This is a genomic window from Leucobacter sp. Ag1 (genome assembly GCF_000980875.1).
In the GTDB taxonomy this organism is placed as follows: Bacteria; Actinomycetota; Actinomycetes; order Actinomycetales; family Microbacteriaceae; genus Leucobacter; species Leucobacter iarius.
Genome location: NZ_LAYO01000095.1, coordinates 14304 through 25881 on the forward strand (window position 1 = coordinate 14304; position 11578 = coordinate 25881).

The following is an 11578-nucleotide window of genomic DNA, read 5'->3' on the forward strand; positions in this document are numbered from 1 at the left end:
AAGTATTATCGAACCATGTCGAATCCCAGCGACCTCGCGCACCCCGATCGGGCGCAGATCGCCCTGCCCGAGGTGCTGTTCGCGCTCAGCGACCCCGACCGGCTCGCCATCGCGCGCCAGCTCGCCGACGGGCCGCTCGACATGGCGTCCTGCCACGCCACCGACCCGAACCTGCCGAAGTCGACGAAGTCCCACCTCATGAAGGTGCTGCGAGAGGCCGGCGTGATCCGCAACGAGCCCAACGGGCGCCGCCGACGGCTGACGCTGCGCCGGGAGGACCTCGACGCCCGCTTCCCCGGGCTCCTCGACGCCGTACTGCGCGACCCCGAGCAGGGCTGAGCCGCGCACGAAGCGCGAACGGCGCCGACCCACGAGGGATCGGCGCCGTTCGCGAGCGGAGCCCCGCTCAGGTCAGCCGGTGTAGCCGCGCAGCTGCGCGAGCACGGCATCGGACACCACGCCCGAACCGCCCAGCACGACGATCTTGTCGATCTTGCGCCTCGACTTGAGCGTCTGCAGCGCCGTCGCAGTGCTGGACGGGATCGCACCCGCCTCGACGAGCAGGATCGGGGCGTTCTGCACCGCCGCGACCGGAGCCGCAGCCAGCGCGTCGGGCAGACCGAACCCGTTCGCCACGTAGACGGTGGCCGCGCCCGAACCGAACGCCTGGGTGGTCACGGTCGCCGTGGTCGAGTAGCGGTCGCTGCCGGCCCATCGGGCGATGCTCGGCTTCGAACCCGCGGCAGACGCCAGCTTCGACTCGAGCGCCTTCGGCACCACGCCGGTGCCGCCGAGCAGCACGATCTTCTTCGGCTTCAACGCCGCCAGCCGCGTCGCAGTCGCGCTCGGCACCGCGGTAGCGGAAACCAGCAGGATCGGCGAGTTCCCAATTCCGGCAACGGGCGCCGCAGCGAGCGCATCGGGCAGACCGAAGCCGTTGGCGATGTAGACCGTGTCGACCGCCCCGGGGAAGGCGCGCTTCGCCACGTCCGCCGCGGTCGCGTAGCGGTCGCTGCCGTTCCAGCGCTCGACCGCACTCGCGCCCGAGGCCGCCTTGACCTTGGCGATCATGGCGTCCGAGATGACCCCGGAGCCCCCGAGCAGGACGATCTTCGCGGGCTTCAGACGCTTCAGTTCGGCCGCGGTCGCCGCAGGGATGGTGTTCGCTTCGACCAGCAGGATCGGAGCCTTGCCGTGGCCCGCGACGGGTGCCGCAGCGAGCGCGTCCGGGAGACCGAAGCCGTTGGCGAGGTAGACCGTGCCGCCGGTCTGCGTGAACGACGCCTTCGAGACGTTCGCCGCGGTCTCGTAGCGCGAGCCCCCGGAGAGCCGGGTGGCGACCCCGGGAACCGGCGGGGCCTTCGGGGTGACCGCGGCGGAGGCGGCGGAGAGCCCCGACGCACCGTACCCGGTGACCGCCTGCACCTTGAAGGTGTACGCGGTCCCGTTGGTGAGACCGGTCACGGTGACGCTCTTGGCGCCGGTGGTGGTGACCGTCTTCACCGCGGTCGCACCCGAGTAGGCGGTCACGGAGTACTGGTAGACGACGGCGCCGTTGAGGTCGGTCGGGGTGGTCCAGGAGACGGTGGCCTGCGCGTTGCCCGCGGTCGCCGAGACCGCGGCCGGTGCGTTGGGGCCGCCGCGGCGCATGGTGATGTTCGGCACCGTCTTCGTTCCGGGGGTGGTGGCGTTCAGAGCACTGCTGCTCGCCTGGTCCGGGACGACCGTCGCGGAGCCGCTCTTCCAGAAGCCGTAATCCCCGCGGCCGTTCTGGAAGGAGATGCGGTAGTTCGCGGCCGGCAGGTTGATGATGCTCCACTTGCCCGCCGCATCGGTCACCGCGGTGTGCTGACCGCTGTTCGTGCTGGCGATGTCATCCGCACCGACGTAGATCCCGGCGGCGGGCTTGCCGTCGGGATCGGTGACCGTTCCGGTCGCGACGATACCGGTGCCGGCGAAGACGAGATCGAGGCCGCTGCGGCCGCCGGCGGGCACAGTGAAGGTACTGCCGCCCGAGTAGGCACTGCTCGCACCGCCGACCCAGCCTTCGAGCGTGTAGTCACCGGGCAGAACGTACGCGCTCCACGCGGTGGAGCCGTTCGCAGCCTGGGCCTCGATGCCTCCGAAGTACTTGCCGGCGCTGCCGTTCTTGCCGGTGAACGCGGCCCAGGCCCGCGTGGGGGTCGGGTATCCCGAGAGCGTGAAGTTGCCCGAGACCTTCACTCCGGACTGCAGCGTCAGGGTTCCGAGCGCGAAGGTGCCGCCCCCGTCGAAGACGCGCATCTGGCTCGAATCGCCCGCCGCCAGCTTGCCGCTCGTGTCGAGCACCGATCCCGCGTAGGGGGCCGGACCGTCGACGGTCAGCACGAAGCGGGTCGACAGGTCGCTGACCAGGGTGAAGGTGCCGTCGGCTTTGGTGGTCGCCGTGCGCGGAGGCGGCGAGAAGGTGTCGCCCATGTTCGGGCTCGCGGTGAGCTTCGCGCCGGAGACCGGCTGCCCGGCCGAGTTCACGATCTTGCCGGAGATCGTCGTGATCTTCGCGATCTGCGGGTCCGAGGCGTGCGCCGGAGCGATGCCGACGCCTGCGCCCGTCGCGATACCGCTCACCGCGAGGAGCGCTCCCAGCGCCCACGCGAATGCGCCGCGCGCGATTAGCCGACGCGGCGCGCTTCCCCGCGCGTCGTTCGTGCTCTTGATCTGCATATTCTGTCCCCACCTGGTTCGGTCGGCCGCGCAGGCGCCCGTGAGGGCCCGGCGAGCCGGAATGTCAGGAGCAGCCTAAGCGACGAAATCGCAGATCACAGAGTCGAATCAGATTCAAGTAATTTGCGCTCGAATATCCCGCCCGGCGCATTCGGTATTTGCAATCAGATTCAACTGAATTGCAATCAGTTTCAACTTTCCCCGCGCCTTCCGGAACCCCGGCGGTACGCTGAGGCCGTGGCCTCAGACTCGAACGATCGACGCGACCCGGCACCGGTGCGCTACGACCGCCGGTATCGGCACGACGGTGTCACCATCGCCTATACCGAGACCCTCGGTCCGAAGCCGACCGAGTTCGTCCTCGTCCACGGCATCGGCATGGGGCGCGCGGTCTACACCGGAGTCGCGGAGACCCTCTCCGGGCACGGCCGCGTGCTCGCGCTCGACCTGCCCGGCTTCGGCGACTCCCCCGAGCCCGGCAGCGCCGCGACGCTCGAGCAGACCGCCAAGACGGTGGCCCGCTTCATCTCGGCGGAGACCGCCGGCGCCGTCGTGCTGGTCGGGCACTCCATGGGCACCCAGGTCGTCGCCGAGATCGCACTGCGGCACCCCGAGCTCGTTTCGGCGCTCGTGCTGATCGCCCCGACGGTCAACCGATACGAACGCACGGCGTTCCGACAGGCCGCACGAATGGTGCAGGATCTCACCGGAGAACAACCGAAGGTTCTGCTGATGGGCCTCTGGCAGTACGCGAAGACGAGCCCGATCTGGTTCGCGAACAAGCTCCGTTTCATGCTCGCGCATCACTTGGAGCGCATCTGCCCCGGAATCCGCACGCCGACCCTCGTTCTCCGCGGCGAGACCGATCGAGTGTGCCCGCGCGACTGGGTCTCGGAGGTCGCGGCGGCGATTCCGGACTCCACCATGGCGGAGATTCCGGGTCGCGGTCACGAGGCGATGATCCGTAGCGCGGAGCCGGTCGCATCGATGATTCTCGATTTCACGGCCGAATTCGATTCCCCCGACCGATGAGCCGGGCGGCCCGGAATCAGTCCCGGATTCCCGCTGCGGCGTCGAGGGCGAACTGCGGTGTCTGCTCGCTCGAGACCTCGGTGAACCAGATATCCCCGCGGAAGAGGTAGGCCCGGAGCCACCCCGAGAGGCCGGTCTCCTCGTGCCGCGTGAACATCGGATTGCCGTTCTGCTCGGATCGCTCGAATCCGGCGCCCTCGAGTTCCGCGATGACCTCCTTGCGCTGCGCGTCCGAGAGCCGCGCGACCAGCAACGAGGTGACCTGACCGGTGTTGGGCACGCCCCAGGCGCACGCCTCCGACTCGGCCGCCGAGCCGTAGGCGGCCGCCGCGACAGGACGGAACTCGTGCTCCACGACCAGGGCCCGGTAGGGGGCGCTGTCGGACAGGAACACCATCCGATCGTCGCCGGAGATGCGGCGGACGTCCTCCAACGGCAGCAGTTCCTCGCACCCGGGCAGCTTCGCGGTGCCGGTCGGGCTCGGATCCACCGCGGGCGTCGCGGGCGCGGAGGTCGTCGGCTTCTCGCTCGGAGCCGGCTTCGCCGCTCCCCCTGCCGGATCGGCGGCGCACCCCGCGGCTCCGAGGACCGCACCGAACACCAGAACCGCACCGATTGCCGCGACGCGACGGCGAGAACCACGCACTGAGATCATGTTCGAATCATATGAGCGCGCGATCGCATTCCGATATTACAAAATAGTCACGTTATCCAGTTGATATGACCGCCGAAAAAGCGCCAATTCCGACGCGCATTTCAGGCTTCCCACCGGGACAGGTCAGGCCGGATCGCGCCAGTAGGTCTGCGCGCTCCCGCCGTCGTCGAGCCGGACCACGGCGTAGGGCGCGTACCCGAGACGCTCGTAGCGGGCGTCGTTCGCCGGGTTCGAGGACTCGAGGTAGGTGGGGATGCCCGCCGCGTCGTACCGTTCCAGGCCGGCCCGCAGCAGAGACATGCCGTACCCGCCGCCCCGCGCGCCCGGCGCCACCGCGAGCAGCGTCAGGTAGGCGTGGGGATCCGTCGGCCGGGCCGCGCCGAACTGCTCGCCCGAGCGGAACATCGCCGGCGCCGCCTCGGGCCCGAGCAGATCCACGACCATCGTCTCGTAGGCGTCGTGCGCGTCCTCGGCGACCTCGTCGGCCCCGGGCGGCAGCCAGACCGAGATCGCGCGCAGCCCGCCCGCCTCGCCCTCGAGCACGAGGGAGTCGGGGTGCCGCAGCGCCTCGTCGACCATGAATCGCCAGTAGGCGCGGGTCTGGGCCTCACGGCGGGCGGGATCGGGCTCCGGGAACAGCGGGCCCCAGACCGGATCGGGGAGGAACGCGGCGCTGAGGATCCGTGCCATCTCGTCGGCGTCGTCCGCGGTCGCCGGGCGTACGCCCTCGGGCAGCTGAGGCTGGGTCATCGATCGTTCCTCGGAGTCGTTCCATCGCCCGCCTCGAGTGCGACGGCGGGGCCCGACGCCCCCGGCTTCGCCAGCAGCGCGTCACGCACCACGATAGCGCGCCGGATGTCGGCCATGATCGGGTCGAAGAAGCGCTCGCGGTAGCGCGCCTCGCTCACCGCGGAGAACACGAACGGCAGCGTCGAGATGATCGACAGCACGGCCGCGGACTTGACGAGGTTGACGGTGATCGGCAGCGTCGCGCCGCCGACCACGAGCGGCTCTACGCGCAGCGGGTGCGCGGGAGTCCCCGGCCCCACCCACAGTTCCACCACCCCGACGGGAACCGCGATCCCGCCGATGATCATGAGCAGCGACCAGAGCAGCGCGGCGAAGAGCAGGGCCTGCATGAGCTGGGCGACCGCCATCACGAGCAGCAGGTTGATCCGCTGGATCAGGCGCAGCGGCCGGGTCGGCGCCTGCTCCGCGCCGGGACGCCCCTCGACCGGGGTTCCGGTCAAGAGATGCCCGCGCTCATCCGCGCTGAGCACGCGACCCATGTCGTCGATCTCGGAGGCGCAGACGCGGAGCACGACGACGAGCGCCAGTGCGCCGACGACCAGCCCGACCAGGGCGATGCTGCCCCAGTGGAGCGCGGAGGACATCTGCCACACCTCGGCCGAGAAGAACGCGAAGACGACGAGCATGAGGATCACGGGAAGCGCGATCGAGGCCATGTGCCCCACCGCCGAGGCGTTGCGCACCGCGAGCCGGGTGCCCCAGGACAGCAGCGCACCGCCGCCCATGCCGGTGATGAGCATGCAGACGAGGACCGTCGCGATCGCGGAGAAGGCCGGGCCGACGGTGGCACCGGGCTTCGCCAGGTATCCGCCGACGATCAGCAGCGCCAGGCAGACGAGGATCAGGGCGACGCCGACCGCATTGCCGACCGCGGGCGAGAGTCGTCGCATCGCCGCGCGCACCAACCGGTATCCGGCCCAGGCGAGCAGCGCGAGGATCGCGAGCACCACGAGCACGATGGTGACGACGATCCACTGCCCGTCGTCGACCTCGGGCACCAGGCGCACGGCCTCGTCGATCGCGCGTTCGAACTGGTCGTCGCTGAGCGCCGCCAGGATCGTGACGGCGGTGACGAGCGGCGCGACGCGGCGCGGCAGGTCGATGAACCATCGGCGCAGCGGCACGAAGGTGGGGAGACCGAGCTCGCGGAACCACCGGTCGATCCGGCGACCGGCGGCCCGTGCGCCGGTCCTCGGCGGCGATGACGATGCGGTGCTCACGAGAGCGACACTACACAGCCCGACCTGGACCCTGTGCCGCGCAGCGTGCAGGATGAGGGGACCGACCCTCGGTATCGGGAATCGCCCGCGCCGGACAGGAGCAGAGATGAGTCTCTCGAAGAACGAGGTGTGGGACATCGTGCACGACGAGCGTGTGCGGCTCGCGGACGACCTCGCGACGATCGCGGCGGCGGACTGGCAGCGGCCCTCCCTCTGCCCCGGCTGGAGCGTCCACGACGTCCTGGCGCACCTGCTCGACACCGCTCGCACCGGACGCATCGCGTTCGTGCGGAGCATGATCGCCGCCCGAGGCGATTTCGACCGCGCCAACGCCGATGGGATCCGTCGATGCAAGGATCCGGACCCCGCGCGGACGCTCGCGGAGTTCCGCGCGTCCGCAGGACTCCGACGGACTCCCCCGGCGAACCTCGCGACCCGACTCGTCGAGGCGATCGTGCACGGCGAGGACGTGCGCCGACCGCGCGGTCTCTCGGGCGACTCCCCGGCCCCGGCCGTGCGGGACGCGCTCGATTACCAGCTGCGCACCCTGTCTCGTTCGGCGGTGGAGCGGAACGCGCCGCCGGTCTCCGACTGATCTCCGCGGACTCCGGAGCAGCCCGGGGCGAGGGACCCGAGGTGCGGGGAACCGAGCTCGACCTGCTGATGGCGGTGTCAGGACGCCCCGTGCCGGTCGCAGCGTTCGACGGCCCCGGGGCCGAGCTGCTCGCCGCCCGCTCGGCTCAGAGCTCGATCCAGTAGCGGCGCAGTCGCGGGTGCCCGACGTCGGACGCATCGATGAGGTCGCCCAGCACGCCTCCGGCGCCCTCGATGGTGCGCGCGGATCCCGGGTTGTCGTCGTCGCACGTGATCATCACCCGGTCGATCCCGCGCTCGCGCGCCTGGTCCAGCGCGAGCCGGAGCGCCGCACCGGCGTAGCCGCGCCGTCGGCTCGACGGCTTCACCGAGTAGCCGATGTGGCCTCCGGCGTGGGCGAGGTACGCGTTCAGCTCCCAGCGGAGTCCGATGAACCCGACGACCTCGTCGCCGTCGACGATCCAGAAGTGGTCCGCGTGGACCTTGTCGGCGGGGATCTCGGCGTCGGGATCCGCGAAGCGTTCCGCGAGTTCCACCAGCGCCGCGCAGCTCGCGCGGTCGGGAACCGTGCTCGCGTCCATGCCCATGCCGTGCACGTCCGCGCCGCCGAACTCCGCGAGCGCCTCCGCCCAGGCAGCGCAGAGATCCATCGTGGGGCGAACGAGCGTGACGGCCATGCGACCAGTCAAGCAGACGCGCGCGCGGCGCGGACCCCGCGCTCCATCGCCCAGATCCCGCCCGCGAGCGCGGAGGCGCCCATGCCGTACGCGACCCAGCCCGCGATGCCCGGCACGAGGAGCGACACGGCGAGCTCGCCGATCAGCACGCCGACCGTGAGGAGCGCCGGGAGGATCGCCGCACCCCGGGCCGCCGCCACCGCGACGGGATCGGGCCGACCGTCCCGGGTGATCGCGCGTACGTAGCGGAGGAAGAAGACGAGGAACACGCCGACCGCGAACGCGGTCGCCCAGGGCCCGAATCCGCTCATGCCGCACGCCCTCGGTTCGCGGGACGGGACGGGTTCGCTCGGGTGGATGGGGCAGGCACCGTTCGACGGTAGCGCACCTCGGCGCGCGGGCCGGGGCGGGCTCAGTCGAGCACCGCGCGCAGCCAGCGCTCGGTGCGCGCGGCGGTCGCGCCGTCGGGGTCCAGCCGCGGGTTGAGGATCGACACGCTGATCCCCAGGAACCCGGGGTCGAGCGCCAGCGGGCGCACGATCTTCGTCAGCTGCTCCCAGTCGAGCCCGCCCGCGAGCGGGTAGTCGATCGCCGGGAACGCCGCGGTGCTCAGCACGTCGAAGTCGATGTGCACCCAGAACCCGTCGGACTCCGAGGCACCCAGCCGGGCGAGCGTCCGAGACGCCGCCTCGTCGACTCCGCCCCCTCGGAGCTCCGGCTCGTCGATCACGAGCACGACGGGGTGCGCCTCGGCGGGCAGCGGGGAACCGGAGTCCCGCATTTCGTCGTGGTCGCGGGGGCCGATGACGACGAGCCGTTCGTCCTCGACGGACCGCTCCGCGCCCGAGAGCCCCGAGAGTTCGGCCGGGCCCGCTCCGAGCAGGATCCCGACCTCCATGTCGGCGGCCTCGCCCGTCTCGCTGCGGTGCGGCTCGTGCATGTCGAAGTGCCCGTCGATGAACACGAGCCCCGCGTCCGGTCGGATCCGCCGTACCGCGGCGAAGGTGCCCAGCAGGATGCTGCAGCAGCCACCCGTCACGAGCGGACGCTCGCCGGTCCGCAGCACGGGCTCCAACGCGTCGCGCACCACCACCGAGGCGTTCACCAGGTCGGCGAAGCCGATGATCCCGGTGTCGGGGTCGCGGCGCGGATCAGCGAGCACCGCCTGCACGTTGCCCCGATCCCGCACCGGCCAGCCCGCCATGCCGGCTTCCCGCAGCGCCGCGGGCATGAGCTCGCACCCCGCGAATCGGCCGGAGGAGTCCATGGGAATGCCGATGACACCGTCGATGATCATGCGTTCACGCAACCAGTCCGCGACGAACCGGTCAAGACCCGGAACCCGAGAACGCCCGACCGATCAGCTTCGCGTAGAGGGCCTCCAGCGGCCCCATCGCGAACATGATGACCATCGAGTAGTAGCCGATGGGGGGCGACAGCACCGCGATGAGCAGCGAGAGCCCGAAGAGCGTGGCCATCGCCAGGTCGACGGCCGTGCCGTCGCGCAGCGTGGCCAGCGGGGTCGTGTGCAGTTCGGGGTTGCGGCGCAGATAGAGCCGGATCACGAGCGAGAGGAGCGCGGTGACGATCATGCTGCCGATGTAGAGCACGCGGGCGAGTGAATCCTCCCCCGACATCTGCCCCGAGATCGCTGTCGCGACCGGCAGCCAGACGATCGAGAGCATCCAGGCGGCGAGCAGCCACAGCAGCCGGTTCGACACGAGGTGCACGTGCGCGAACAGGCGGTGGTGGCTCATCCAGAACATCGCGATGATCACGAAGCTCAGGCCGAAGCTGAGCAGCTGGTCGCGATGGCCGCCGAGCCACTCGAGCGTGTCCTCGCCCGAGGATGAGGCCTCGCCCACGCTCTCCATGAGCGGCAGGATCAGCAGCGTCATGGCGATCGCGACGACGGCGTCCACGAAGGCCTTCGGCCGCTCGGCGGCGTAGTTGCGGGATTCTTCGTCGGGACGACCCTCGCTCATGCGACGGATGCTAGCACCGGCCGTCCGCATCGCACGGCAGCCCCGCTTGGATCCGGCCCGTGTTCGGTGCCATGCTGGGCGCGACACCGAGGAGGCCGCCCATGGAATCGATCGCGCTGCTGTTCGTGCTCGGAGCCCTGCTCGTCATCGGGAGCAGCTGGCTCGCGCCGAAGATCGGCATCGCCGCGCCGATCCTCCTCGTAGTGCTCGGCATCGGCGCGAGCTTCATCCCCGGGCAGGAGCCGCTCGACATCCCGCCGGAGCTGATCCTCACCGTCGTGCTGCCACCGATCCTGTACGCCGCGGCCGTCAACGTGCCGATGACCGACTTCCGCCGCAACTTCGGCGCCATCAGCGGCCTGTCGGTCGTGCTGGTCGTGCTCTCCTCCGTGCTCATCGGCTTCCTGCTCACCTGGCTGCTGCCCGGGCTGCCCCTGCCGATCGGCATCGCGCTCGGCGCGGTGGTCTCACCGCCGGACGCGGTCGCCGCGACCTCGATCGGCAAGCGCCTCGGACTGCCGCCGCGCCTCGTCACCGTGCTCGAGGGCGAGGGGCTCGTGAACGACGCGACCGCGCTGGTGCTGCTGCGCTCCGCGGTCGCCGCGGCGGCCGGTGGTTTCGCGTTCCTCGACGTCGCCTCCGACTTCGCGTTCTCGGTGGTCGTCGCCCTGCTCATCGGCGCCGTCGTGGGCGTCGTGACGGTCTGGGTGCGCTCGCGCATCGACCAACCGACGCTCACCACCGCGATCTCGTTCGTCGTCCCCTTCCTCGCATTCCTCCCCGCCGAGGCGCTCGACGCCTCCGGCGTCCTCGCCGTCGTCGTCGCGGGGCTCGTCACCGGCTTCAAGGCGACCCGCCACCTCACGGCCCAGGACCGGATCAGCGAGCGGATGAACTGGCGCACGATCCAGCTCGTGCTCGAGAACGGCGTGTTCCTGGTGATGGGGTACGAGATCTCGACGATCATCGCCGAGGTGCAGCGGGACGGTCTGAGCGTGTGGGCCGCCGTCGGGATCGGTCTGATCGTCGTTCTCGCGCTGCTCATCATCCGGATGTTCTTCACCTGGCCGCTGCTGCTCTCCGCACGCAGGCAGCAGCGCAAGGCCGAACGGCACCTCGAGCGCGCCGACCAGTTCCTGCAGCGGATCGACGCCGCGCAGATCGACCTCGCCGACCGCGGCCCGCGCTGGGAGCGCTTCGGCGCTCGCCTGCAGCGGAGGCGCACCGAGTGGCAGGCGCTCGCGGGCGAGGGGCTCGGCTGGCGGGGCGGCGCGGTGATCGCGTGGTCGGGCATGCGCGGCGTGGTCACGCTCGCCGCAGCTCAGTCGCTGCCGGACACGGTGCCGTTCCGTCCGCAGCTGGTGCTGATCGCGTTCACGGTCGCGGTCTTCACGCTCGTGTTCTACGGCTCCACCCTGCCCCTCGTGATCCGGTGGCTCGGGATCTCGGGGCCCGATGAGGAGGCCCGCAACACCGAGGTGCAGGAGCTCGTGGACCTGCTCATCACCGCGGGATCCGAGCGGCTGAACAGCCCCGAGCTACGACGCGCCGACGGCGAGGCCTACGATCCCGAGCACATCGAGGACGTGACCGCGCGCCGGGCCCAGCTGGCGCAGGACTTCTGGGAGATCCGGTACGCGCCCGAGTCGGGATCCGCCGCGCAGCGCAACGCGCTGTTCCGCGAGATGCTGAGCGCCGAACAGGCGGCGCTCATCGATGCCCGGGCCTCGGGGCAGTACTCGTCGGAGGCGCTCGAGCTCGCGCAGATGGTGCTCGACACCGATCTCGCGCGCACCTCGCAGAACGGCACGATCGGGTGACGACGCGTTGACCTGAGGGGCGGCCGGCTTGTCTGAGCGGGCACGACCCGCGCGCCGGCCTCGACGCACCGCGCGCCCGGAT

At 70.8% G+C, this 11578-nt stretch carries 13 protein-coding genes; 5 read left to right on the forward strand and 8 right to left on the reverse strand.

The window, feature by feature from the left end; genetic code table 11:
• The first annotated feature begins 15 nt into the window (after positions 1–15).
• Complete coding sequence (locus XM48_RS08645) at positions 16–339, forward strand: helix-turn-helix transcriptional regulator (RefSeq protein WP_046455409.1); 324 nt, start codon at positions 16–18, stop codon at positions 337–339.
• Between the two features lie 72 nt (positions 340–411).
• Here XM48_RS08645 and XM48_RS16945 read toward each other — a convergent pair whose 3' ends face one another.
• Positions 412–2703, reverse strand: a complete 2292-nt coding sequence (locus XM48_RS16945; protein WP_052961399.1) for a cell wall-binding repeat-containing protein — start codon at positions 2701–2703, stop codon at positions 412–414.
• A 237-nt stretch (positions 2704–2940) separates the two neighbouring features.
• Between XM48_RS16945 and XM48_RS08655 the strand changes: the two genes are divergently transcribed.
• Positions 2941–3735, forward strand: a complete 795-nt coding sequence (locus tag XM48_RS08655) for an alpha/beta fold hydrolase (RefSeq protein WP_231580847.1) — start codon at positions 2941–2943, stop codon at positions 3733–3735.
• Between the two features lie 16 nt (positions 3736–3751).
• Here the strand turns inward: XM48_RS08655 and XM48_RS08660 are convergent, their stop codons facing one another.
• The 3 genes from XM48_RS08660 to XM48_RS08670 form a co-directional block, all read right to left on the reverse strand.
• Positions 3752–4390 carry a hypothetical protein gene (locus tag XM48_RS08660; protein WP_046455411.1) on the reverse strand — a complete coding sequence of 213 codons (639 nt, stop codon included), beginning with the start codon at positions 4388–4390 and terminating at the stop codon, positions 3752–3754.
• Positions 4391–4513: 123 nt separating this feature from the next.
• On the reverse strand, positions 4514–5140 hold the full coding sequence (locus XM48_RS08665; RefSeq protein ID WP_046455412.1) for an N-acetyltransferase: 627 nt from the start codon (positions 5138–5140) through the stop codon (positions 4514–4516).
• Positions 5137–6420: a hypothetical protein gene (locus XM48_RS08670; RefSeq protein WP_046455413.1), complete on the reverse strand. Its 1284-nt coding sequence runs from the start codon at positions 6418–6420 to the stop codon at positions 5137–5139. The genes XM48_RS08665 and XM48_RS08670 overlap by 4 nt, the downstream gene beginning before the upstream one ends.
• Positions 6421–6526: 106 nt before the next feature.
• Between XM48_RS08670 and XM48_RS08675 the strand changes: the two genes are divergently transcribed.
• Together XM48_RS08675 and XM48_RS18595 are read left to right on the forward strand one after the other, a co-directional pair.
• Positions 6527–7015: a maleylpyruvate isomerase family mycothiol-dependent enzyme gene (locus XM48_RS08675; RefSeq protein WP_231580848.1), complete on the forward strand. Its 489-nt coding sequence runs from the start codon at positions 6527–6529 to the stop codon at positions 7013–7015.
• A gap of 41 nt (positions 7016–7056) precedes the next feature.
• Entirely contained in the window at positions 7057–7179 is a 123-nt protein-coding gene (locus XM48_RS18595) for a hypothetical protein (RefSeq protein WP_255350851.1), read from the forward strand.
• On the opposite strand, the gene XM48_RS08680 is transcribed toward XM48_RS18595, so the two are convergent.
• The 4 genes from XM48_RS08680 to XM48_RS08695 all read right to left on the reverse strand — a co-directional run bounded on the left by XM48_RS08680 (position 7161) and on the right by XM48_RS08695 (position 9676).
• Entirely contained in the window at positions 7161–7691 is a 531-nt protein-coding gene (locus XM48_RS08680; protein WP_046455414.1) for a GNAT family N-acetyltransferase, read from the reverse strand. The genes XM48_RS18595 and XM48_RS08680 overlap by 19 nt on opposite strands.
• 8 nt (positions 7692–7699) lie before the next feature.
• Positions 7700–8002, reverse strand: a complete 303-nt coding sequence (locus XM48_RS08685; RefSeq protein ID WP_046455415.1) for a hypothetical protein — start codon at positions 8000–8002, stop codon at positions 7700–7702.
• 101 nt (positions 8003–8103) lie between these two features.
• Complete coding sequence (locus XM48_RS08690; RefSeq protein ID WP_084821073.1) at positions 8104–8988, reverse strand: arginase family protein; 885 nt, start codon at positions 8986–8988, stop codon at positions 8104–8106.
• A gap of 31 nt (positions 8989–9019) precedes the next feature.
• Complete coding sequence (locus XM48_RS08695; RefSeq protein ID WP_046455417.1) at positions 9020–9676, reverse strand: TMEM175 family protein; 657 nt, start codon at positions 9674–9676, stop codon at positions 9020–9022.
• 101 nt (positions 9677–9777) lie between these two features.
• On the opposite strand from XM48_RS08695, the gene XM48_RS08700 reads away from it, so the two are divergent.
• Positions 9778–11496, forward strand: a complete 1719-nt coding sequence (locus tag XM48_RS08700) for a sodium:proton antiporter (protein WP_046455418.1) — start codon at positions 9778–9780, stop codon at positions 11494–11496.
• The last annotated feature ends 82 nt before the right edge of the window (positions 11497–11578 follow it).

Coding starts and splice junctions, on each gene's coding strand:
- XM48_RS16945 (WP_052961399.1), bottom strand. CDS start 2,703: ATGCAGATCAAGAGCACGAACGACGCGCGGGGAAGCGCGCCGCGTCGG.
- XM48_RS08680 (WP_046455414.1), bottom strand. CDS start 7,691: ATGGCCGTCACGCTCGTTCGCCCCACGATGGATCTCTGCGCTGCCTGG.
- XM48_RS08645 (WP_046455409.1), top strand. CDS start 16: ATGTCGAATCCCAGCGACCTCGCGCACCCCGATCGGGCGCAGATCGCC.
- XM48_RS08690 (WP_084821073.1), bottom strand. CDS start 8,988: ATGATCATCGACGGTGTCATCGGCATTCCCATGGACTCCTCCGGCCGA.
- XM48_RS08660 (WP_046455411.1), bottom strand. CDS start 4,390: ATGATCTCAGTGCGTGGTTCTCGCCGTCGCGTCGCGGCAATCGGTGCG.
- XM48_RS08700 (WP_046455418.1), top strand. CDS start 9,778: ATGGAATCGATCGCGCTGCTGTTCGTGCTCGGAGCCCTGCTCGTCATC.
- XM48_RS08675 (WP_231580848.1), top strand. CDS start 6,527: ATGAGTCTCTCGAAGAACGAGGTGTGGGACATCGTGCACGACGAGCGT.
- XM48_RS08665 (WP_046455412.1), bottom strand. CDS start 5,140: ATGACCCAGCCTCAGCTGCCCGAGGGCGTACGCCCGGCGACCGCGGAC.
- XM48_RS08695 (WP_046455417.1), bottom strand. CDS start 9,676: ATGAGCGAGGGTCGTCCCGACGAAGAATCCCGCAACTACGCCGCCGAG.
- XM48_RS08685 (WP_046455415.1), bottom strand. CDS start 8,002: ATGAGCGGATTCGGGCCCTGGGCGACCGCGTTCGCGGTCGGCGTGTTC.